The following is a 21,255-nucleotide window of genomic DNA, read 5'->3' as shown; positions in this document are numbered from 1 at the left end:
GGATCGCCCGGGATAAATCCCGGGCGGCGTCAGTTCGTGTGCTGTGTGGGTGCCGCCTGCGGGGGCGCCTTTACCGCAGGCCCTCATCCGCGTGGGTGACCCGGCGTGCCGGAGCTCAGTGCGCCGCGCTGCCCGCCTCCACCGTGAACGGCCGGACCATGCCGAGCGCCATGTGCGGCATGCCCTTGTGGGTGGGGCTGGGCAGGAAGCACACCAGCACGTAATTGCCCGCCTTCAGGTTCAGCTGCGCGTAGGAGGTGTGCCCCGAGGTGACCGCCTGCGCTCCACCGGCGAAGATGAACGGGGGCGCGCCTTCCGGACTGGCGACGTACTTGCTGATGTCATCGAGCGTTTTCCCGGGCGCGATCTGCAGGATGGCCATCTCGTGCCCCTCGGGCCCGACGTTCTCGATCTCCCACACCTGGGTGCCCTCGTGGATGGTGGCGCCCTTGGGCAGTTCGAAGCCGAAGTCCTGCAGCTTGACCTTGAGGTCGGCGTGCGGCGGTTCGGCGCTGGCCGCCTGGGACGCGGTGACCTGCACGGCGCTCACCATGCCGAGCGCCAGGTGCGGCACACCCTTGGCGTCCGGGACGAAGCACAGTTCCAGGTAGGTGCCGGGGTCTGTCAGGTTGAGGGTGATCTGCTGCGACTGACCGGGCATCAGCACGCCCACACCGCCCACCATGTCCACCTGGGCCAGCGTGGCGCCCTCGTTCTGCTTGAGGTTGGCCAGGAAGGTGTCCTGGGTCATGCCGTCCGGCAGGCGCACCAGCTGCATGTGGTGCGGTTCCTGGCCGTCATTCTTGAACTCGAAGGTGGTCCAGCCGGTCGGCAGGGTCTTGGGGCTGCCGAAGCTGTAGTCCTTGCCCTGCACCTGCACGGTGGCGGGCATGGTGCCCTGGTGCGCCTGGGCAACGGGGGCGAGCAGCAGGGTGGTCAGGGTCAGGGCCAGGGTGGTGCGGATCAGCTTGATGTTCGTCATGGTCGGTGCTCCTTGTCCCGGGGCGGTGGTGGCCCCGATGCCTCAGACGGTAGAAAGTGCACCCTGATTGCAGCGTGATTGGAGCTGGCGTCAGCTGGGGTCCACCTGCACGGTGCCGGTCATGAACGGGTGCGGCAGGCAGTGATACGTGAAGGTCCCGGCCTGCGGGAAGGTGATGGTGGTGTGGCCGTGCGGCGGCAGTTCCTGCTGCTGTTCTTGGCCGTTGATCGTCACCACCACGTGGTGCGCCACGCTGTCGTGGTTTTCCCAGGTCACGCTCCCGCCCGCCTTGATGTGGACCGCCTCGGGGCTGAACTCGAAGTTCGAGATGGCCACCACGGCGCTGCTGGTGGCCTCGGTGGCCGGCATGCTCATGCCCATGTGGTCGTGGTCCTGCTGGGGGGCCGGGGTGCCGTCCGCACGCAGCGCCGGCCCCCCCACCACATCGAAGTGCATGCCGCCCGGGTAGTTCCCACCGGTGGTGTTGGCGTTGCTGTTGTGGTCATGCCACGGAAAGGTGCCGTCGCGGCCCTTGACCAGCACGTCGTAGCGCTCGCCGGGCAGGATCGGCAGGGTGTCGGCGACGTAGGGGGCCGGCAGGTCGTGGCCGTCCTTGGCGATCACCAGAAAACTGGTGCCGTGCAGGTGCAGGCTGTGCGGCTCGGCACCCATGTTCACGAAGCGCACCAGATCGGTACGGCCCGGCGGAATCTGCAGCGGCGGAATCAGGGGAAACGAGTGGCCGTTCACCAGAAACTCGTCGTAGTGCGGCACGTACGGCAGCTTCGCCGGGTCGTGGTGGCTGTCCCACTCGTCCAGGATCAGGGTGTGCTCCTGCGTCCACGGGTGCGGATGCTCCGGGTCCTCCACGATCAGGGCGCCGTACATGCCCATATCCAGGTGCACGTTGGTCTGAAAGTGGCAGTGGTAGGCGAAGGTGCCGGCCTCGGTTGCCACGAACGAGTAGGTGAAGCTCTGGCCCGGCAGCAGCTCGTGGCTGGTGTGCGGCACGCCGTCCATTTCCTGCGCGAGGCTGGTGATGCCGTGCAGGTGCAGGGCGTGCGGCTGGTCGTGGGTGTTGACCAGCGTGATGCGCACCTCCTCGCCCAGCCGGACCCGCAACTCCGGCCCCGGCACCGTGGCCGGCTGGCCGGGAAAGCCGAAGGCCCACTGCTCGACACTCACGCCCGGCGCGATCTCGGTCCGAATCTTGTGCACCTCCAGGGTGAAGCTGTGCACGCCGCGCGTGGCTTCCGAGAGCGGCACGGTGCCCTCGCGGCGCTCCAGAAACTGCTGCATGACCTGACGGCGCAGGTCGCTGGGGGCCGGCGTGCTGTGGGCGAGCGGGGCGCTGATGGTGAGCGCGCCCAGCAGGGTGACCCACGCGAGGCGGGACGGCAGACGAACGTTGAACATAGGCGGCTCCTTTGCGGGAGCGGTGCAGGCTCCCAGACGCCGGCAGCGTAGGGGGGACGCCGTGACTGGGTCCTGATTGCGTGCGGAGCGCGCTGGTGCTGGCCGTCGCCGGTCAATCACGCCCGAATCAGGCTGGCGCCCGTACCGTCTGCTCACCACGCCCAGAGCGTGAACAGGAGACCCCTATGACCCAGATGATCGAGTTGTCCACCCCTGACCTTCGCCCCCTCGCCGCCGCCCTGATGGGCGAGGTCCTGACGCCGGAATCGGCCGGGTACCAGGAAGCCCGGCAAGTCTGGAACGGCGCCGTGGATCTGCACCCGGCCGCCATCGTCCGTCCGCTGCAGGCGCAGGATGTGGCGGAGGCCGTGCGCTTCGCCCGCCGTCACGCGCTGCCCGTCGCCGTTCGCAGTGGCGGCCACAGCCCGGCAGGGTTCGGCACCGTTGAGGGCGGTCTGGTGATTGACCTCTCGCAGATGACCGGCCTCACCGTCGACCCGGCCACCCGCCGGGTGCAGGTGGAACCGGGCCTCACCTGGGGCGAGGTGGCCGACGCCCTGCAGCCGCACGGCCTGGCGATCACGGCCGGCGACACCCCCACAGTGGGCGTGGGCGGGCTCACCCAGGGCGGCGGCATCGGCTGGTTCGTCCGCAAGCACGGCCTGGCCGTGGACCGGCTGCGCGCGGTGGACCTGGTGACTGCCGAGGGAGAGCTGCTGCGGGCCAGCGCCGACGAGCACCCGGAACTGTTCTGGGGCGTGCGCGGCGGCGGCGCCAACTTCGGCATCATCACGCGCTACGAGTTCGAGGCGCACCCGGGCGGCACGGTTCTGGGCGGTATCGTGATCTTCGACGGTACTGATGCCCGACGGCTGCTGGGCGAGTACGCCCGTATCGCCGCCGCCGCCCCCGACGAGCTCTCGACTCAGGCGCTGCTGTTCGCCGCGCCGCCGCTGCCGTTCATTCCCGCCGAGGCGGTGGGGCAGCCGCTGTTCGCCGTCTCCATGTGCTACAGCGGCGACCCGGAGGCGGGCGAGGCGGTGCTGGCGCCGCTGCGTCAGCTCGCGCCGAGCATCCTGGATCTGGTGGCGCCCATGCCGTACAGCGGGATATTGAAGCTGCCGCTGTACGCCCAGGCCGGAGAGCACGGCTTCCGGCACTTCGTCCGCTCTCAGTTCGTGCAGCAGGTGGACGACGCCTTCCTCGACGCGCTGGTCGGAGGGGTCACGGAGGTCTTCAGCCCCGGCACCGGGATTCAGCTGCGGGTGCTGGGCGGTGAACTGGCCCGCATTCCGGCGGGCAGCACGGCCTTCTCCCACCGCGACAAGGCGGCCCTGCTGATGATCTCCCACATGGTCCCGCTGGACGTGCCCGCCGAGGCCGCCGCACCGGCCGCCCAGGCCACCGAGACCATCTTTGCCGCCACCCGCCCCCACGCCGCCGGCACCTACGGCAACTTCCTGAGCGTGGGCGAGGAAGGCCGCGTCGGCGAGGTGTTCAGCGCGGCCGCCCTGGACCGGCTCGCGGCCCTCAAGCGGCAGCTCGACCCGCACAACATGTTCGCCCGCAACGCCAACGTCCGGCCCTGATCCGGCTCTCCCCCCAGCAGCACGGCGGCTTGACCTCCACAGCGTTAAGCCGCTTTCCCTTCCTCGGGGCTACAGTGGAGCTGTGCCCCGACTGACCGCCGCAGGGGCGCGTGGTCTGCGAGATCGTCCGGTGGCCGCCCAGTGGAGGGCGGCCCCTGCCTCCGAACGCGGTCAGGCCGCTCCACCCTGGCCTGCGTTCTCCAGTCCGGTGATTCCGGCAGGAGACCTCATGTCGTTTCACATCCTGTACGCTCCGCATCCGCCGCAATTCACGCTGCACCTCACCCTGGACCAGCTCGCCCGGCGGGACCGGCGCTTCGCGCAGATACAGGTGCTGCACAGGCGCGGCACCCTGGGCCTGGCGCTTCAGGACAGCGCCGACCTGCAGCAGGCGCACTACACCCTCCGGACCGGGCAGACCGAGTGGCACGGCACGCCCGGCCAGTTCGACGAGGACAGCCTCGCCGGCCGGCGGCATCCTGCGGCCGGCTGGTCGGAAGCCGCCGTGACGGCTGGCCTGGGCCTGGACCTCGTAGCCACCGAGCGGCACGATCTGGCCGCCTGCGAACTCGGCGCGATGATGTCAACGTGGTCCTGCGGGGTGATCTACGCCTTCGCGCATCAGGGCGGCATCTCGCCCACGCTGACGCGTCGGCTGAACCTCGCCAACTTCTACGATCAGGTGGAACTCGACGGCCTCGCCCTCCGGCAATTCGAGGGCTACGCCGTCGTGTGTGCCCACCGGCTGGACGAGCACGGTCAGCTTCAGGTGTGGCGCACCGAGCCTCAGCGGACCGGTGCGGTCAGCGGTGAGCAGGCCCTGCAGCGCTTCTGAACGGGCGTGGTAGGTGAACTTGGGCCACTGAACCCTGGATAACACGCACGACAGACGTTCCCAGGGTGGGGCCCGCAGGACGTCCGGGTTCTCCGCCATCATGACCAGCGTCGGACATACGCGTCCGTATCGAATTTACGATTCAGCCCGCTTTCGGCCAGATACCGAACCGTGCCGAAGATCGGCCGCCGGGCCCACGGCCGGTCATGCAGGCCGAACAGCCACCCCACGCTGACGTAGGAGTTGGCATCCCGGCCGTCGAGTTCGTAGCGGTTGTTCAGCCACAGCGCCCGGTCGTAGGCCTCGCGGGGGGTACTGCTCCACTCCAGGATCTTTTTTCCCCAGTACATCCGCAGGGCGTTGTGCATCCGGCCTGTGCGGACCATCTCGGTCTGCGCGGCGTTCCAGGCGCGGTCGTGCGTCTGCGCGGCGTCCAGCTGCTCACGGGTGTACAGCACCGGGCGCGGGTCAGCGGCGTGCTGTTCCAGCGCCTCGCGACTCCAGGTGGGCAGACCGTCGTAGCTGTCGTACATGGGATTGAACTCGCAGAAATTGAAGCTGAGTTCCCGGCGCACGATCATCTCCTCCAGAAACGCGTCCAGGCCCGGGCCCCCGTCTGAGTGCTGGCGTGCCGCGAGCGCTGCGGTCAGGGGAGAGACGTGACCGTAATGCAGGTACCCGCTCAGGCGGCTGCCGCCGTCCACGTTGGGGTCGCGCCGTCCAGCATCGTAGCGCGGCAGCAGCCGGGTGACGAAGTGCGTGAGGCGCTGCAGGCCCTTCACCTCACCGCCCTCCTCCTCGCCCGGAGAAACGCTGTTGTCCACGCCCAGGGCCCGCACCGTCAGGGCCGGGTCACCCACATCCAACCCCGGGTCCCAGTCCGGATGGCCCTGCGCCCCGTCCTCAACGTCCAGCGGCACCAGGAAGCGGTCCAGCAGACGGTGAATCTTCGGGCGGATGGTCCGCGCGGCGAATTCCTGCTTGTCGGAGACCGTGCGGATCGGCACCACCGCGTCCGACTCGACCTGAATGAAGGGCACGGCGAGCCGCCCGGCGAGTTCCGCACGCCACTGCCGCTGCACGCGAAGGTAGCCGCGATCCGTGACGACCAGACACGCCCCCTGGGCCGCGTTCAACACCTCATCAGGGGTGTGGCCCACCCGCACGGCCAGCGGGATTCCCCGGGCGGCCAGGCCCACCTTCAGATCGCGCAGGCCTTCAAGCAGGTACTGGAAGTGCCGCGCGTTCGCCTCCGGGTAGCCGGGATTCAGACCGAACACGGCGGCGAGGGGCACGCCGAGCCGCCTGGCCTCGCCCGCGGCGTACTCGAGAGCGTGGTTGTCTCGGGTCCGCACACTGGACTGCACCCACAGCAACACGAAGCCGCCCCGCCCCGGTTCTCCCGGCCGCAGCGCCACCACCCGTTCCGGCTGAATCATGGCTCTGGTTTTACCGTGGAGCTGCGGGGGCAGACGGTAAGGAATGCTGCGCGCCTCTCAGATTAAAGAACAGGAGGCCGGGCGGGTTGCCTGTACCTGCTGCAGCTGATGACTTGGGTTCAGCCTGAGACCGGTCAACTACGGTCCTTCTGACTCCACGTTCGTTGGGTCCAGGGTGCATTCTCCCGATGTGCGTGCAGCCGCCATTGCCTTCACCTGTCACGGTTCGCGAAAGCCTCTGGGTCAACCTGCCTGAGCCAGCGGATGTCCACCTCCCAGGGGCCGGCGCTGCGCCGTTCCCATTCCGCGAATGCCGCCTGAACATAGGCGTGCGCCTGCCGCCGCGTCCAGCCATTCACGTGCATCAGCCACTGCCCGGCCTGCTCCTGCTCACCGTTGACCCGTGCCAGCCCGAAATGTTTGACCCGGTGGCAGTTGGGGCACAACGCGATCAGCCCGGTCAGCCGCTGCACCCGCGTCGTCTCGTCGTAGGCCCAGCGCTCATGGCATTCCACCGGCCATTTTGGACCGCGCTCCCCGCAGATCTCGCAGCGGTGCCCCGCGGCCCGGGCCGTCGCTTTCCGCAAACGGTCCCATGTTTCTGGCGGCACCAGAGAGCGGACATTGGTGAACCAGCTGGTGGAGGGCACCAGCTCAATGGTCAGGCGCGGCTCCATCATGACTCAAGTGTGGCAGAGGCCGCAGGCGCGGGGGTGGGATTGCACCCCAGGTGATCCCAGGAAGACGACCTTTCGCGAAAACGCATGCCGCGTCCGCCCGCGTCTGGGCCGCACGTCCCGAACCGCCAAAAGCCCAGCAGGGTGTTGACCTATGAGTTCCTTGCGTGCTGAATGCGCCCTGACCGATAAGGGTCTGGCGCTCGGTACAGAGGTGAAGCGGGTCGGGTGCAGGCGACGGTCTGACCCTACATCCCTGCACTCCGTCTGATGAGTCTGGTTCTGGCTTCACGGATTCGGATGCGCTTCTGGATGGCCGACACGGTATACCGGTACGTATGCGCCTGGCCACCTGGAACGTCAATTCGCTCAACGTCCGCCTGCCTCAGGTGCTGGACTGGCTCAACCAGCACCAGCCGGATGTCCTGGCCCTGCAGGAAACCAAGCTGCCCGACGAGCGCTTTCCCCAGGCCGCGCTGGAAGAGGCCGGGTACACCTGCGCCTGGTTTGGTCAGAAGGCCTACAACGGAGTGGCCCTGCTGTCTCGCACACCGATGGAGGACGTGCAGCGCGGGGTCCCTGGCCTGGAGGACGAACAGCGGCGCGCACTCGCGGCCACCATCGGTGGGGTGCGGGTGGTGTGCCTCTACGTTCCCAATGGTCAGCAGGTGGACTCGGACAAGTACCGCTACAAGCTGGACTGGCTGGCCGCCACACGGGACTGGCTTCAGCAGGAGCTGAGTGTGCATCCGCGCCTGGTCGTCATGGGCGACATGAACGTGGCTCCTGAGGATCAGGATGTGCACGACCCGAGACGCTGGGCCGGCCAGGTCCTGGTCAGCCCGCCGGAGCGCCGGGCCTTCGCTGCGCTGCTGGACGTTGGTTTGCAGGATGCCTTCCGGCTGTTTCCCCAGCCTCCAAAGGTCTTCAGCTGGTGGAATTACGGCGCGGTGGCCTTCCGCCGGAACCTGGGCCTGCGCATTGACCACGTGCTGGTCTCGGCTGAACTGGCGAGGCGCTGCCGCGCCTGCGTGGTGGACCCAGGCCCCAGGGGACATGAGCGCCCCAGCGACCACGCCCCGGTCCTGGCGGATTTCGACCTGGCTTGAGTGTGTGGTGTTCTTGGCCTGTGTGTCACAGCAGCCTGATGTCCATCCCAGGGCGCGGGCTTCTGACCAGGACCTGGTGATGCGCCCTGCGGCGGCTGTACATCCCACCACATGCGGCCGTTCCATGAGCGCGACAAGTCTTTCGGGGGCCACCCCTGCTGCGGGGCCCGAGCAACCTATCCGCCTGACCACTGTCTCAGCCTCAGGTTTTCTTGTCTGGCCTCTATGGTGAAGGAGCCAACATGCCGCAGACAGCTTCGTGGAGTGAACTTCAGTGGTTCAATGAGCCGACCTGGCGGGTCCAGGACGACGTCTTGCAGGTGAGGACCGCGAGAGAGACGGATTTCTGGCGGGCCACGTACTACGGTTTTGTCCGTGACAGTGGCCACGTCCTGCATACCGCGCCGCTCGGGGAATTCACGGCGCAGGTGTGCGTCGAGGGGAACTACCAGGCCCTGTATGACCAGGCAGGGTTGATGCTGCGCAGCAGCCCGGAATGCTGGGTCAAAACGGGCGTGGAGTTCGTGAACGAGCAGCAGCTCAGCGCCGTCGTGACGCGCGACTACAGCGATTGGAACGTCCGGCCGATCGGGATGCCGGAGCGTGTGGATCTGAAGGTCACGCGGGTGGGCGACGCGGTTCGCGTTCACGCCCGGGTCCCCGGCGGCGACTGGACGCTGCTCCGGCTCGCCTACTACCCGCCGGATCTTCCGGCGGTGGTCGGCGTGTACGCCTGCAGCCCGCAACGCGAAGGCTTCGAGGTTCGGTTCTCGGACTTCACGGTGGGTCCGCCGGAGCAGCAGCGCCCGTACTGAGCAACCATGAGGAATGACGGGCAGGGCGGTTCCGGAGTGGTCCCCGCCTCAAGTTGGCTTATTTCACCCGGGTGAAGGCCCAGGTCCAACGGTTCTCGGCCTGAGAGTATTCGCCCGAGAAGCTCTTGCCGTCCGCCGAGACGGTCCAGGTGCGATCGGCCGGAATGGTCAGCCAGCCGCCAATGCCCACCACAGTCTGGTACGAGACGGACTGGTCAGGGCACGTGACCTTGACGGTGGCGCTGCCGGACGTGCCACCTGAGCCGCTGTAGCTGGCGGGGGTGGTGCCGGTGTCGATCTGCAACCGGCCGTCCTGCGCTCCGATCGGCAGGGTGAGCGGACCGGCCGAGTAGGTACAGTCGCCCACCGTGTCGGAAAGGCTCCAGGTCACCGTGCCGTTCTCGACATGGTAGTCGCACAGGTCCGGGGTGGCCGGGTCCACGTCATCCCGCTGAAAGCTCACGTTGGCCTTCATCGTCTCGTGCAGGCCGTTCACGACCATGCTGGCCGTGGTGGTCCCAGTCCAGCGGTCCGGCGCATTCTGCTGCGTGCAGGACGGCTGCTCCTCGTCCTTGACGGTGATGCTGGACACCAGGGTCAGCGCGCTGGACCCCTTGCCCCAGTTGACCGAGACCGCGACGGGGTTCGGGGCGGGTACCGAGAGCGGCGCGAGAAACTGCGCGCGGGCCTCGGTGCCGTCAAGCTTCTTGACGACGCCCGTCCCGTACGTGCCGCCCGGCACGCCGTTCACCGCCCAGCCGCTGGCGAGCGGATTGAGCTTCGAGGGGGCGCAGGTGTCCCGGAGCGGCGCGAGCATCTGGTCCAGGCTGCCGTTCGGGTCAATGGGCAGGTCGTTCACGCAGGTCTTGACCACCAGGGCGACGCTGCCGCCGGTCTGGACGGTTGCCGACTCCGGGGACAGCTGGATGGCGTCCGCCCACGCGAAGTCCCCGAAGCCGCGCAGGGTGGTCTTGAGGCTGTGGGTGGCGGCGTCCTGAACGGTGCCCATGTTGGCCTGCCAGCGCCCGGCCTGATCCTGCTGTGCGATCAGCGAGCCGACCGACCGGTTCTCAGCGGTCGGGCCCGCTGTAGAGAGTGGCTGGGCCGCCGCGCTCGTCAGGGTCAGTTCGGCCGGTTTGGCAAACGTGACGGTGGCTGGCGACAGGCGATAGGCCACCTTCCCGTGTGGAGCCGTCACCGTAATCGGCTGCACCGAGAGGGTGGTGTCGGCGCTCAGGGCCCCGGCCGGCACCGTTAGGCGCACCTTGCCGTCGGAGGAGGTGAGCGTGCCGCCGCTCGGCCCGACCACGGCAGTGGTGGCGGGTCCGGTCGGGGTGCCGGCCGTCTGGCCGGGGTCGGGAGTGGTCCTGGGGGTGCCGCCGCAACTCGCCAGCGAGATGGTCAGGACCAGCAGTCCCAGGGCGCTTTTCAGAGTGGTTGCTTGTTTCATGAATCTTGCCTCCTTGATCCGGGGTCACCGTAGCCAGAGGCCGATGGCTGAGCAATGGCAGGGGGTGTGCGCCTTCGTCAAAGCGAGGTCTGCACGTGCTGAGCACATGGGCGTGCCCGGGGTGGTCAGGTCGGGAGCGCCATCCCGCAGCCATGTCTTCTGCCGAGGGTTCAACGGGGTGGGCAAGATGAGCCTCACGCTGCCCACGGCTGCGGCCTTTCAGCTGACGAAGCCCGCCGACCTTGAGGTGACGGCCGACACCACCTTCAGCTGGACCAACGCCACCAACGCTGCCAACAATGTGGTGCTGATCGGTGGCTCCAACGGCCACCCGGACCCTGCCCAGGAAGTGCTGTTCTTCTGTGTGGCGCCAGATACCGGTACCTTCGTCTTCCCGAGCGCCACCAGACAGACCCTGATCGCCAGGAACTTCAGCGGACAGGTGACCCAGGCGGGTCGGGCCGCAGGTGGCGTCAGCGTGCACGACGACATGCTGATGCTGACGAGCGTGACGCGACTGACCTCCTCCACCACCGCGACCGACGCCGAACGCCACTGACGTACTGGGTTCCGTCGGGAGGTTCCGCAGGGCGAAGGAAGAAGGGGAAAACGAGCCATGAAAAAGCGGCAGGCTCCTCCGCCAGGCCCCGGGCGAGGGCGGTGCCGTGCTCCGAATCGCGGACGGCGGGCCGGAGACGTGTGCCCGTCGTCCGCAGTGGAGCCTTTCCGCCTGAAGTAGCGAAACCAGGCCGTGATCCGGATGCGGGTCACGGTTTCGTTGGTTTGAATGTCGGGGGCATGGCGCCCCTGACATTCGTTGCGTTGGCTCGACGGGTGCCATATCTCCAGCTGCGGCCAGCGTTCAGGCGGGTAAGGGCACAACCGCTGTGGAGAGCTGGACTGACCGGTGCTCAAGAGGGTCCTGAAGATCCGGTTCCTGTCCGGATGACCTTCCGGAGCGTAGTCCCTGCGCAGGGCAGGGCCTCAGGCTGTTCCCTCCCGTTCGACCGTGACGATGTGCGCCTGCATGGTTCCCTCCACTGCACTGCTGCCAAACCGATCCTCCACGGCCCGCCGCGCGGCCTCGGTCACCCGGGCCAGACCCGCCGGGTCACGCCGTTCGATTTCCGTTCGGAGCGGCGTGCCGTGGCAGAAGCCCACGGCCACCACCTCTGCGGATGCGGCGCTGCTGCGGAACTGGACAGTGGTGACCTCCGCAGACTGCGTGAAGCCGCCCTGCGCAAGGTCCTGCCTGATCACCGACAGGTCATGGTAGCCGTGAGGCAGGCGCTCCACGAACGTGGGCGGATCATCGGGGAAGCAGGCACGGACGGCCAGGTCCACCGTGGCCGCAAAGTCATTCTGATCCATGCGGTCCCAGACGTTGAAGATCAGCTGACCGCCCGGCTTCAGGACACGCCGAACCTCTGCAAAAGCCCCGGCCCGATCTGGAAAAAACATCACGCCGAACTGGCAGACCACCACATCGAACGTGCTGTCTGGAAACGGCAGTGCCATCGCATCGGCCGGACGCCACTCCACCGGGCGGGCGGTGCCCTGCTGCCTGCCCAGGTCCAGCATCGGCGGACTGATGTCGGTGGCCACCAGTGACGCGGATGGACTCAGCCGTTCGGCCAGCGAACGGGTCAGCGCCCCGGTCCCAGCTGCCAGCTCCAGCACCCGTTCCGGATGCCGGTCCGCCACGCGCGCTGCCAGATCGGCAGCGTACGGCGCGAAGAGCATCGGCACCAGGTATTGACCGTAGATCTGCGGAATCGAGCCGGCGAAGATCGGACTGGACATGAGCAGCTCCTTATGGTGAGTCGGCACCTGATGGAACACAGCGTGAAGGGACGGACCTCTCATCCTGATGCGGCGCTTACGGAAGGAGGCGCTCTCGGTGAACGCCGCTGGAGGGGCCCGGCAGACTCACCGGTCGCGGCCCCACTTCCCTTTGGCTTCATCCATTGTGCATCCGCGCCACCCTCACATGCTGGTGCCGTCAGAGCCTCAGGGTCAGCTCCTCTCTGGACGTGTCTCAGAACGTCAGGGACGCGATCAGCGGCTGCTGGGTCAGTGCCTTCACCTGCCAGCGGCCCTCCTGCCGCCGCACGGTGAGCGTGAAGGCCTCGCGCTTCGGGGAACCCTCGTCGAAATTGAGGTCCAGCGTGGCCCGGAGGATCACCTCAGCCGAAGACTGGCGCGTCACCGTCAGGGTGTGAACGTGGAAGTCCTGCAGCTGCCGAACCGCGATGGGCTTCGCAAAGAGGGGTGTCCACCTTTCCGTCTGGGCCAGCAGAGACGGCAAGGCGGACCGGGCTTCGGCCCGTTGCTTCTCCGGAAGGAAGGTGTTGGCCTGCGTCCGGGTGGTCCGGGCCAGCGACGCAAAATCTCCCAGGCAGCCCAGGGCCGCCGTCAGCGGATCGTCCTGCAGGCGGGTCGCGCTGTCCGGCTTCAGGCGATACGCGCTGAAGCGGAGCCCAACGCCCCTCAGGTCCTGCATCACCAGATCCTCGTGTCCGTCGGAGCGCGCGACCGTGAAGGCCGGCTGCCATACGGGCCCGGTCTCCGGCGTCCAGCTGAACGGCGCGGAGGCCAGCGGGGGCGACATGACCACCCGCTCGCCCTGCACGGAAAAGAGACGGAGCCGGGCCATCTGGCCGTCCCGCACCACTGCGACATACTCACGCCGACCGGCAGCGGTAAAGGCTCCACCCCGGCCACCCCCCAGTTGCTGATCGCGAGCCACCCCAGCCCGGGCCGGCCAGTCGTCGGCGCCAAAGCCACCCAGGTCCTGGCGCAGGTCCGGCAGGTACGAGCGCATCCACTCGGCCAGTCTCGCCGGCGCCTGTCGCAGCACCGCTTCCGGGTCCTGGCCCAGCAGCAGGCGGGACGACACCGCCAGCAGCAGGTCGGTGGTGGTGCCAGGCGGGGCCTTCAGCGTTCCGGCGTCGCGGAGGATGCCGGGGTAGCGGCGGGTGGCCAGCACGTACCGGCCCCCCTGGTACGCGTAGACCACCGGCAGAAAGGGACTTTCCGCGTAGCTCATGCCGTAGGCGTAGGCGAAACGGTCGTCCCAGCTCAGCAGCTCCAGCGGGCCTGTCCCATCGAGCTGACGGGGGATGATGTCGTCTACGTTGCCGGCGTCAACGCTCAACACCTGACGAAGAGGGCGGGTCAGGCTGTACACCTTGAAGGTGGTGCAGCAGTGCGCGCCGCCTGAGGCGATGGATACCATCGCCTCGGGCACGCCGTCTGCGGTGACGTCGCGGCACCAGCGGACGTCGGTGTAGGCGTCGTTCCAGGTCGCCACCACCCGGGACCGGTCGCGGACCTCCAGACGCTCGGTGTGATAGCCATCCGTATCGGTGAGCTGATCGGTGACGAACTGATACAGGCCGCAGGTCTGCACCGTTCGCGCCCCCGCGCCCGCCTGCAGCACCGTGAACATGAGGAGGGCGGCGGGCCACCATAACCACGGCCAGAACAGGGCAGAGCGTCTCATGCCTGGATGGTGACACCCCCGCCATGATGCCAGGATGATTCAGATTGGGTCAGCTGGCCCGGCGTCCGTACGGGCCTCGATGGCCTGGAGCACCGCCGCCATATCCTCGTGGCCATGCCCCAGCGCGGCAGTCTGCGCGTACAGCGTGTGACAGATGTCCAGCAGCGGCGAGGCCAGCCCCGCTGCCCTGGCCGCCTCGGCCACCAGCCGGTTGTTGTTGAGCACGTCCGTGATCGATGCCTGAACGGTAAAGTCGCGGTGCACCATCTTGGGCGCCTTGACCCGGGCGACCGGGCTTGACAGCTGGCCCGCACCGAGCACCGACACAAACTGGGCCATGTCCAGGCCGTGGCGCTGAGCGAAGTGCACCGATTCCGCCAGGCCCGTGACCGTGGTGATCAGGTACAGGTTGATGGCCAGTTTCATCAGCAGGGCGTTCGGCACGGCCCCGCACGGCACCGTCTCGTGACACATCGGAGCGAGCAGCGGGGTCACCTCGGCCACCGCTTCCGGCTCGCCGGCCAGCATCGCCACCAGTTGACCTGTCTCGGCCGGAACACTGGAGCCGGAGACCGGCGCCTCGACGTACCGACCCCCGGCGGCGCGCACCTCTGCTTCCAGCCCCCGCGAGTATTCGGGCGAGGTGGTGCCCATGTGGACGATGGTCCGACCTTCGACGTTTGCGGTGAATGAGCCTGTGCCCCGGCCAAGCACCTGGTCCACTGCCCCGGCATGTTGCAGCATCAGGATGACGACCCGGGCTGCCTGAAACACAGCCTCCGGCGTGTCCACCACCGTCGCGCCTGCCCTCCGCAGGGGTTCGGCTTTTGGTGCCGATCGGTTCCAGACCACCAGCGGAACGTTGGCGCGGGCCAGATTGAGGGCCATGGGCCCGCCCATGACGCCGAGGCCGATAAAGCCGAGGGGAAGATTCATGTACGGCCATTGTGCACCTCGATGCTGGGCTCGCGCGTCGTGCGCTGCGGCCTCGGGAGCGCATGCCGCTCCTTGACGCTGAGGCGGTGGGATTGCTGTGGCAGAAGTGGCCAGTCCCAGCTGTTTGCCGGACTTGTCCAGGCACGCTTGCTGATGCCTGAACGGCAGACCTTTCCGGCGAGGAAGGAGGACGCGGGTTCTTTGGACTCTTCTGGTTCTCCCGCATGTCCGGTACCAGAGCGGTGAGGTGCCCGGCTTCTAAAAGGAGAGATCTGGAATATGGCCAGAAACAGTGGCCGTGATTCGTCTCGTCCAGCTCATCCGGAAGCCGGGGTTTGTGGTGCGAATCAGGGTCAGCCTGATCTTTTTCGAAGGGGGCCATCGTAAGGACCATCAACCGTTGTTACCAGTCAAGTGTAGGACACCGCGTCAGTGGTGGACGCGCCATCCTTCGACCATCCTGCTTTTCCTACTGTGACTTCAGGCCCGCCCGGACCGTGGGCGGTAAGGAGATGACCATGAATGTACGAACCCTGGGATATATCACCATGCTCTGCGCCCCCACCCTGCTCATCGACGCCTACCGCCACGGCATGGCCCGCACCCTCAACGGGGAGAACGACCTCACCGGCAACCTGCTCACCATGGCATTCGCGGTCGGCTGGTGGTGCGCCATGCTGGCCCTGAGACAGCTGTCGGCCACGGGGCGCGGTCTGCTCGGGCGCATTGTTGTGACCGCCCCCCTCATCACTATCGCGTTCGCTGTTCTGCAGGAGATCCTCGACATCGCGCACGTCAACATGCAGAGCCCGCTGTACGTCGTATCTGACCTCGCCTGGCCGCTGAGCATGCTACTGACGTTCGTGGTCAGCGTCGCGGTGTTGGTTGCCCGCGTCCTCCCGCTGCCGCACCGCCTGGCACCGCTGTTCTGCGGGATCTCGCTGCCAGTGGGCATGGTGTACATGATCATGGCGCGGCTGGAAGATATGCCCATCGCAGAATTCGGCTGGCACACCGCCATCGGCTGGTTCCTGCTGGGGCTCGCCCTGGTCGCTTCGCCGCAGCGGGAAGAGCGGCAGGTCACTTTGGCCGCAGCCTGAAGCGCAGGCTGGAAGAGCCGGGCGGGCATCATGGCCCGCCCATTTCGTTTCGAGCCGCCCGTGATGCCTGATCTCAACCCTACAGGCCAGTCTACGAGCTGGATTAGCCGACCTCAGCAGGTCCTCCGGCCCCGACGCAGAGCGGCATGGATTGTCCTCCCTAGGGTTTGGAGGCAAAGATCTCCAGCAGTCCGAACTCAAGTTCATTTACCGTACGACCCGACTCGCCGACGCACGGGCGGTTGTTTCACAGGGCATGGCTGCGCTCCGGAACAGGCGGACCAGGCAGGTGACCGGCTCTTTACAGGGGCCACCTGGCGCGAGGTACGTGTGTACCGACACCAAGCGTTTCGTGCTGGCCCTGACCGAAGGGTCCACGTGCCTGAGTGCCCGGGGTTCGGTGCCGGACGAAGAAACCCTGGTGAGCATCGTGTTGTTGGTCAGCCTGACCAACGCCTGGAACCATGACGACCCTTCCAGGTCGGCCAGCAGCGCTGGTGACGCTCGTCGAGTGCAGGGTTCTGTCGTTCAGCTGAAGTGGACGAACATGTGTATGGCCTGGAGGACGTCATGCGGTACGGTCCAGCCAGACTCTGACTTCATTCACCGTGGTTCTGCATGGGCATCAGGGCGAGCATCTCAGCGTGGGGTTCTGACGTGTGGGTGGTTATCGGGTCTGATCTACGCCTGCAGATGGCGAGAAGAGTTGGAGGCGCCATGCCGCAGGCTTTCGAACTGCCAGCCGTGTACCGCTCCGGCCAACAGGAAGGCGGAATTCATCGAGCACCATGGATCAGAGGTTCTCTGTCTGCGTCAGGATCTGCGGAAAAAGACGTCTCCGGCTGGCCCGCCGGCACGCAACACGAGCTCCGGTGCCCCACCCGGCCCCTCGCGCAGCCCGACGAGCCGCACCTCCCGGGTGACCGGCAACGTGCCCCAGCGATTGAAACTCGGCTGACACGTGTCAATCTCGCGGAAGGCCCTGCGCGCCACGTTGAAGGTGAGGTTCGCGCCTGACAGGCTCACCGTGCCCACCTGCTCAACCGTCGTCAGGGTCGCGCAGCTCTCACTCTGGAAATCCTGCGTGAAGGTGACGGACCGGAAGGTGCCGTCCGGGCGGATCAGCAGGTCCACGTCCTGCCGGACCTGCGTGGGTGTCCAGTCCCAGCCCGCCTGGACGGTGGCGCCGCCGAACACCGTGCCCGTCGTGAAGCCCTGGCTGAGCCGGGTGACACGGTTCTGGGTTGTCCAGCGTCCCGCGATGTTCCGGACCGACGTGTTTTTAAAGACGTTGTCTGGAGCGGGCGGCCTCTTTGGCTGCGGCTTGTCTGCCGTGGCGAGGTCCGAGAGGGGGGTCAGTGAAATGGTGATGTTCCCGAGCCCGGGCCGGACGAAGCCAAAGTTATCGCGGGCCGTGTTGAGGTAGGTGCCCATCAGGTCCGGGCCGTCCACCTCGCCGTTGCCGTTCAGGTCCGCCCAGGCGACGAGCTGATGACCCTCATCGGCCAGGCCGTCCAGGCGCCAGCGGGCATGGCGGCCGCTGAGCTGCACCTGCGAAGCCGAGTAGCAGTCATCGGTGCCGAAGCGGCAGGCGAGCACCACGACCCCGCGCACGTCGTACCCCTGTGGCACGATCACCGTGCCGGTCGTCGAGCCGTCGCCGCGCGCCTGGGTCTCCAGATTCCCGATCAGCGCGGCCGCCCTGGCCTCAACGTTGGGTGCCGCGCTGGCGCCACCGCCCAGGAACGGGTCGGCCACGCCGTCCTGCTCGCGCATCCAGATGACGGCTCCGTCATAGGGTGCCCGGACCCTGGCAGGCGTCAGGCCATCGGTGGAGTACGTCCCGTACAGATCTCCCCGGTCGAGCCGGCCGTTCCCGTTCACGTCTTTCCAGGCCACCAGAGCGCGTGGCTGAGGCGGCCCATCCTCGACGGTGAACCACGCCGAACTGCCGTCCTGGCGGGTAAGCTGTTGCGATTGCTGCGTTCCTTCCACACAGTGCGCCTGGGCGTCGAGGTCGCACACGGTAATCCAGGTCCCGCGCACATCCTGCTTGCCTGGCACGTGGACCGACCCCTTGATCGGAGCGGCATGGGCGCTGGCGACCAGCAAGCCCGCCAGCACGGTCAGAAGGCGGGTGGTTGATCGGCGCCGCCGGAGGTTGCCGGTCGAGCCGGTGGTCGACGGCGGTCGAGAACATCCAGGGTTCAGATTCATGCGGGCACCTTAGGTGGCCCGCCGTGACACGGAAATGTTGACCGTGGGTGGCGCGTGGGGATGGCCGTTCCCCGTCCACTTGCCGCGGCCGCGTGTCCTCCCGGCGCGTCCCCGCAGAACTCCGCCTGCCTTTGGCCGGAGGTCCGGCAACATCCTCGTATCAGGCCAGCTTTCCTACGGTGGGCGTGTCACCGGCGGCAGAAGCTGCCGGCACCGGAGGAACCATGCACAGACAGATCCTTGCCAGCACGATTGTCCTCAGCCTCAGCCTGCTCACCGCCTGTGGTGGATCCACTCCTCCGCCCGCAACCGGCGGCACACCTCCGGGAGGCTCCAAGCCCCTCACCATCAGCGGTACGGTGACAGCGCCCAACAACGCGGACGTGCGCGGCACCATGCTGCTGGTCTGTCCGTTGGTGGAGGGCGAATGCGATTGGGACGGACTGGGTGCTCTTGAACTCACCGGCTCTGGCACCCAGACCCCGTTCGCGACGCCGGAGTTGCCGGACGGCGAGTATGGCCTGATCGCCTGGAAGGACAATGAACCCAAAAACCAGTTCGGTGCCGAGGATTATTTCGGGGTGTACAGCCCGGACCAGAAGGCCATGGGCCACGTGCGACCGCCGGCATCCAACGTGAAGATCAACATGGTGGCCTTCAGTGAGCCGGGTACCGCCGGACCGCCTGCAGACGCGCCTCGTACGGCTGTTCCCGCTCAGCTGGTGGGCAACTGGAGCACCCTCGGGTCCAGTGGCGGCGGCTACTACAACCCCGCGAACGGGACGTGGAGCCCGGCGGGCGGTCAGGGCCTCTGGTACGAGATCCGGGCGGACGGCACCTTCGTGTTCAGCTCCTACATCGAGTCCAGAATGTACGGCTGCACCATCAATTTCTTCAAGTACCACACGGGCACGGTGGCGGTACAGGGCGACCACGTGGTGTTCACGGCAACAAAGGCCCATCAGCGCTTTGAGGACACCTGTAACCCCTCCCGAAACTACGAGAAGGAGTGGTACCCCAAGGCCGACGTCTACAAGTGGGGCACAGGCGTGCGGGACGGCCGGTCCAGCATGGTGCTCGTTGAGGACGGCAAGCAGGAAGGTCTGTTCTTCTACCGCAGCCAGTAAAAGCCTCGGGCTGGCCGCGGGAGCTTATGCTCCCGCGGCCAGCTCTTTTTTGTTCACCCGATGGAGCTCTGGAGCAGGCCGAGAACGCACGGTACACCCCGGCCAGTTCCGCCAGCTCAGAGGGCGCGCCCTCAGGGAGAGGCCTGAACCCTTGCGACTCTGACTTTACCTTCGAGGTCATCGCCGGAGAAATTCGCTGTACAGGTACTCCAGGCATTCATCGATGCTGGCGAAATAGGACCGCTCGCCTTGTGCGCCTTCCCGCACCGAGGCGCGCCACCTTCCTGATCCGGCCGTGCGCTCCTCCCAGATGCGCAGGACGTAGACCCGGCCGTCTCGGACGCGGATGGGTTCTGTGGGGGGGTCGTGCTCCATATGCTCCTCCTTCCTGCTCCCCCGGGTCGGGCCGATGGGCGCGGTGAATCACGGTAGTAAAACGGACGTGATGCCCGGATGACGGCGGGCTGGAGGTTGGCTGGCAACGCTGAAACCGAGTTCCGACTGGCGGTATTCGTCACGCGGTTCAGAAGACCGGGCGCCCAGCGTCGACGCACGCCATGTGGTGCCCAGTGGTGCTCTGTCGCGGCCCGGAGCCGGTTTTCTCCCTCAGCCCTGCTCTGTCTGTCCTTCGGACTGGACACCATGCTGGTTGTCAGAACTGGATCCCTGACCCGCGACGGCGGGAAATTTGCCGCATGGCAACAGGTCTTTCCTGACCCACATCGCCATACACCACGCCCATTTCCGCTGCGAACGGCGAAGCTTGCGGTACACAGCACTCTAAAGTCGACGCCCTGGCGTCTCGGGCTGGCTGTGCTGGCACTCAGCTGCGCCAGTGCAAATCATTCGGGGAACATTCTGGTGTCACGCCTCTCTCTGTACGGTTTGTTCACCGCGGCCGGAACGCCGTACTGGAGGCTCAACATGCGAACCCGAATGCTGCTTACCGCCCTCACGCTCGCCCTCGTCCCGGTGGCCCACGCGGCCACCGGAACTCCCGCCCAGCCGGTCGTCCAGGGCACCCGGCAGCTGGACGGACAGAACGCCAGGGTGGGACAGACCTTCACCGTCGGCAAGGGAAGCCCCCTCAACTTCACCCTCCGCAGCGCGGAGTACAGCGCCGGCCGCCTCGTCATCGGCGGGAACGTCTACTATCCCAAGGCCGACGAGAAGCTGCTCATCCTGCACTACACCGTCCAGAATCCCCAGAAAAGCACTGCCCGGTATTACTGGGCTGACCTGACATTCACAGCGGTTGACGCGCAGGACCGCAATCATGAATTCATTCAGGCGGTGGCGCGCGAGGGCACGACGGAGAAGCTGGAACTCGAACTCAAGCCCGCGCAGAAGGTGGACGTCGTGACAGCGATTCTCGTGCCCGCCTCCGGTCCGGTGCCCAAGCTGATCGTGCAGCGTGAGAGTGGCGCCCCGGTGCTGCGCTACGACCTGCGGACGCAGGCCCGGCCGCTTCCGGCCCCGTTCGCGGACGGTGCCGACAGCTCAGGGACGACGGCCCTGCCGCAGGTGCGCGCTGCGAACGGGAAATTCGTGGTGATGAAGTGGTACGACGTGCGACTGGACGACGCGAAGTTCACGACCGAGGCGCTGGGCGGTCAGGCGCCGGGCGCCGGCAAGCGCTACCTGACGGCGATTTTCACCCTGAAAAACAACCTGGGTCGCGACACGAGCTTTTCCTGGTCCGACCTCAAAGCGACCCTCAAGGACGCGGACGGCGAGCGGGTGGAGTACAACCAGACCCTGCTCAAGGCCAGCCGGGATGAAAAGGCCGGCGGCCCGCTGGCCAAGGGGGACGAGGCCCGGGTGCGCTTCTACTTCGAGCTGCCTGCGGATGTGGCGGGTGACAGCCTCATGCTCACCGACGAGTCGGGCCGCACCTTCGTCTTCGACGTGAAGGGCGCCAAATAACCGGGGAGGCCGATCCGCTGAACCCCTGTGGCACCTGCCGGTCCGACCAGCAGGTGCCTCCTTGTCGATGCTGGTCGTGGAGGTGGAGCAACCACCCGCCCTCTGTCGTCCCTGACACGACTTCACAGCGCG

At 67.0% G+C, this 21,255-nt stretch carries 18 protein-coding genes; 8 read left to right on the top strand and 10 right to left on the bottom strand.

Annotated elements, in window-relative coordinates; genetic code table 11:
- Positions 1-115 precede the first annotated feature (115 nt).
- Together ABOD76_RS01185 and ABOD76_RS01180 are read right to left on the bottom strand one after the other, a co-directional pair.
- On the bottom strand, positions 116-982 hold the full coding sequence (locus ABOD76_RS01185) for a hypothetical protein (RefSeq protein ID WP_350240804.1): 867 nt from the start codon (positions 980-982) through the stop codon (positions 116-118).
- A gap of 90 nt (positions 983-1,072) precedes the next feature.
- Positions 1,073-2,398, bottom strand: a complete 1,326-nt coding sequence (locus ABOD76_RS01180) for a multicopper oxidase family protein (RefSeq protein ID WP_350240803.1) — start codon at positions 2,396-2,398, stop codon at positions 1,073-1,075.
- Between the two features lie 185 nt (positions 2,399-2,583).
- Between ABOD76_RS01180 and ABOD76_RS01175 the strand changes: the two genes are divergently transcribed.
- Together ABOD76_RS01175 and ABOD76_RS01170 are read left to right on the top strand one after the other, a co-directional pair.
- Positions 2,584-3,987, top strand: a complete 1,404-nt coding sequence (locus tag ABOD76_RS01175; RefSeq protein WP_350240802.1) for an FAD-binding oxidoreductase — start codon at positions 2,584-2,586, stop codon at positions 3,985-3,987.
- A 229-nt stretch (positions 3,988-4,216) separates the two neighbouring features.
- Positions 4,217-4,822, top strand: a complete 606-nt coding sequence (locus ABOD76_RS01170; RefSeq protein ID WP_350240801.1) for a hypothetical protein — start codon at positions 4,217-4,219, stop codon at positions 4,820-4,822.
- A gap of 98 nt (positions 4,823-4,920) precedes the next feature.
- On the opposite strand, the gene ABOD76_RS01165 is transcribed toward ABOD76_RS01170, so the two are convergent.
- Both ABOD76_RS01165 and ABOD76_RS01160 read right to left on the bottom strand, forming a co-directional pair.
- The gene (locus tag ABOD76_RS01165) at positions 4,921-6,261 is read right to left on the bottom strand and encodes a deoxyribodipyrimidine photo-lyase (protein WP_350240800.1); all 1,341 of its coding nucleotides are present in this window, start codon (positions 6,259-6,261) and stop codon (positions 4,921-4,923) included.
- Positions 6,262-6,473: 212 nt separating this feature from the next.
- Positions 6,474-6,941: an HNH endonuclease gene (locus ABOD76_RS01160; RefSeq protein WP_350240798.1), complete on the bottom strand. Its 468-nt coding sequence runs from the start codon at positions 6,939-6,941 to the stop codon at positions 6,474-6,476.
- A 335-nt stretch (positions 6,942-7,276) separates the two neighbouring features.
- Between ABOD76_RS01160 and xth the strand changes: the two genes are divergently transcribed.
- Together xth and ABOD76_RS01150 are read left to right on the top strand one after the other, a co-directional pair.
- A complete protein-coding gene (xth, locus tag ABOD76_RS01155; protein WP_350240797.1) occupies positions 7,277-8,047 on the top strand; it encodes an exodeoxyribonuclease III in 771 nt (256 codons plus the stop codon).
- Between the two features lie 242 nt (positions 8,048-8,289).
- Complete coding sequence (locus ABOD76_RS01150) at positions 8,290-8,862, top strand: DUF1349 domain-containing protein (protein ID WP_350240795.1); 573 nt, start codon at positions 8,290-8,292, stop codon at positions 8,860-8,862.
- Between the two features lie 58 nt (positions 8,863-8,920).
- On the opposite strand, the gene ABOD76_RS01145 is transcribed toward ABOD76_RS01150, so the two are convergent.
- Complete coding sequence (locus tag ABOD76_RS01145; RefSeq protein ID WP_350240793.1) at positions 8,921-10,312, bottom strand: hypothetical protein; 1,392 nt, start codon at positions 10,310-10,312, stop codon at positions 8,921-8,923.
- 187 nt (positions 10,313-10,499) lie between these two features.
- Between ABOD76_RS01145 and ABOD76_RS01140 the strand changes: the two genes are divergently transcribed.
- Positions 10,500-10,871: a hypothetical protein gene (locus ABOD76_RS01140; protein WP_350240792.1), complete on the top strand. Its 372-nt coding sequence runs from the start codon at positions 10,500-10,502 to the stop codon at positions 10,869-10,871.
- 425 nt (positions 10,872-11,296) lie between these two features.
- Here ABOD76_RS01140 and ABOD76_RS01135 read toward each other — a convergent pair whose 3' ends face one another.
- From ABOD76_RS01135 to ABOD76_RS01125, 3 genes are all read right to left on the bottom strand, one after another.
- Complete coding sequence (locus ABOD76_RS01135; RefSeq protein ID WP_350240790.1) at positions 11,297-12,115, bottom strand: class I SAM-dependent methyltransferase; 819 nt, start codon at positions 12,113-12,115, stop codon at positions 11,297-11,299.
- Between the two features lie 235 nt (positions 12,116-12,350).
- The gene (locus ABOD76_RS01130; protein WP_350240788.1) at positions 12,351-13,817 is read right to left on the bottom strand and encodes a hypothetical protein; all 1,467 of its coding nucleotides are present in this window, start codon (positions 13,815-13,817) and stop codon (positions 12,351-12,353) included.
- Between the two features lie 39 nt (positions 13,818-13,856).
- Positions 13,857-14,753, bottom strand: coding sequence for an NAD(P)-dependent oxidoreductase (locus tag ABOD76_RS01125; protein ID WP_350240787.1), 897 nt, complete (start codon positions 14,751-14,753; stop codon positions 13,857-13,859).
- 518 nt (positions 14,754-15,271) lie between these two features.
- On the opposite strand from ABOD76_RS01125, the gene ABOD76_RS01120 reads away from it, so the two are divergent.
- Entirely contained in the window at positions 15,272-15,853 is a 582-nt protein-coding gene (locus ABOD76_RS01120; RefSeq protein WP_350240785.1) for a hypothetical protein, read from the top strand.
- Positions 15,854-16,666: 813 nt separating this feature from the next.
- Here ABOD76_RS01120 and ABOD76_RS01115 read toward each other — a convergent pair.
- Positions 16,667-18,070, bottom strand: coding sequence for a hypothetical protein (locus tag ABOD76_RS01115; RefSeq protein ID WP_350240783.1), 1,404 nt, complete (start codon positions 18,068-18,070; stop codon positions 16,667-16,669).
- Positions 18,071-18,429: 359 nt separating this feature from the next.
- Between ABOD76_RS01115 and ABOD76_RS01110 the strand changes: the two genes are divergently transcribed.
- Positions 18,430-19,197: a hypothetical protein gene (locus ABOD76_RS01110; RefSeq protein WP_350240782.1), complete on the top strand. Its 768-nt coding sequence runs from the start codon at positions 18,430-18,432 to the stop codon at positions 19,195-19,197.
- Between the two features lie 177 nt (positions 19,198-19,374).
- Here ABOD76_RS01110 and ABOD76_RS01105 read toward each other — a convergent pair whose 3' ends face one another.
- On the bottom strand, positions 19,375-19,572 hold the full coding sequence (locus ABOD76_RS01105) for a hypothetical protein (RefSeq protein WP_350240781.1): 198 nt from the start codon (positions 19,570-19,572) through the stop codon (positions 19,375-19,377).
- A gap of 549 nt (positions 19,573-20,121) precedes the next feature.
- Between ABOD76_RS01105 and ABOD76_RS01100 the strand changes: the two genes are divergently transcribed.
- Positions 20,122-21,123 carry a hypothetical protein gene (locus tag ABOD76_RS01100; protein WP_350240779.1) on the top strand — a complete coding sequence of 334 codons (1,002 nt, stop codon included), beginning with the start codon at positions 20,122-20,124 and terminating at the stop codon, positions 21,121-21,123.
- Positions 21,124-21,255: the final 132 nt, after the last annotated feature.

The sequence above is a fragment of the Deinococcus sonorensis KR-87 genome, assembly GCF_040256395.1.
GTDB lineage: Bacteria > Deinococcota > Deinococci > Deinococcales > Deinococcaceae > Deinococcus > Deinococcus sonorensis.
The sequence above is the reverse complement of the archived record's forward strand: the minus strand, read 5'-3'. Positions and strand labels throughout refer to the sequence as shown.

Excerpts from the sequence above, each read along its gene's own strand:
- xth (WP_350240797.1), top strand. The coding sequence starts at position 7,277 with ATGCGCCTGGCCACCTGGAACGTCAATTCGCTCAACGTCCGCCTGCCT.
- ABOD76_RS01130 (WP_350240788.1), bottom strand. The coding sequence starts at position 13,817 with ATGAGACGCTCTGCCCTGTTCTGGCCGTGGTTATGGTGGCCCGCCGCC.
- ABOD76_RS01100 (WP_350240779.1), top strand. The coding sequence starts at position 20,122 with ATGCGAACCCGAATGCTGCTTACCGCCCTCACGCTCGCCCTCGTCCCG.
- ABOD76_RS01175 (WP_350240802.1), top strand. The coding sequence starts at position 2,584 with ATGACCCAGATGATCGAGTTGTCCACCCCTGACCTTCGCCCCCTCGCC.
- ABOD76_RS01185 (WP_350240804.1), bottom strand. The coding sequence starts at position 982 with ATGACGAACATCAAGCTGATCCGCACCACCCTGGCCCTGACCCTGACC.
- ABOD76_RS01135 (WP_350240790.1), bottom strand. The coding sequence starts at position 12,115 with ATGTCCAGTCCGATCTTCGCCGGCTCGATTCCGCAGATCTACGGTCAA.
- ABOD76_RS01180 (WP_350240803.1), bottom strand. The coding sequence starts at position 2,398 with ATGTTCAACGTTCGTCTGCCGTCCCGCCTCGCGTGGGTCACCCTGCTG.
- ABOD76_RS01105 (WP_350240781.1), bottom strand. The coding sequence starts at position 19,572 with ATGGAGCACGACCCCCCCACAGAACCCATCCGCGTCCGAGACGGCCGG.
- ABOD76_RS01115 (WP_350240783.1), bottom strand. The coding sequence starts at position 18,070 with ATGAATCTGAACCCTGGATGTTCTCGACCGCCGTCGACCACCGGCTCG.
- ABOD76_RS01125 (WP_350240787.1), bottom strand. The coding sequence starts at position 14,753 with ATGAATCTTCCCCTCGGCTTTATCGGCCTCGGCGTCATGGGCGGGCCC.
- ABOD76_RS01120 (WP_350240785.1), top strand. The coding sequence starts at position 15,272 with ATGAATGTACGAACCCTGGGATATATCACCATGCTCTGCGCCCCCACC.
- ABOD76_RS01150 (WP_350240795.1), top strand. The coding sequence starts at position 8,290 with ATGCCGCAGACAGCTTCGTGGAGTGAACTTCAGTGGTTCAATGAGCCG.
- ABOD76_RS01160 (WP_350240798.1), bottom strand. The coding sequence starts at position 6,941 with ATGATGGAGCCGCGCCTGACCATTGAGCTGGTGCCCTCCACCAGCTGG.
- ABOD76_RS01140 (WP_350240792.1), top strand. The coding sequence starts at position 10,500 with ATGAGCCTCACGCTGCCCACGGCTGCGGCCTTTCAGCTGACGAAGCCC.
- ABOD76_RS01165 (WP_350240800.1), bottom strand. The coding sequence starts at position 6,261 with ATGATTCAGCCGGAACGGGTGGTGGCGCTGCGGCCGGGAGAACCGGGG.
- ABOD76_RS01145 (WP_350240793.1), bottom strand. The coding sequence starts at position 10,312 with ATGAAACAAGCAACCACTCTGAAAAGCGCCCTGGGACTGCTGGTCCTG.
- ABOD76_RS01170 (WP_350240801.1), top strand. The coding sequence starts at position 4,217 with ATGTCGTTTCACATCCTGTACGCTCCGCATCCGCCGCAATTCACGCTG.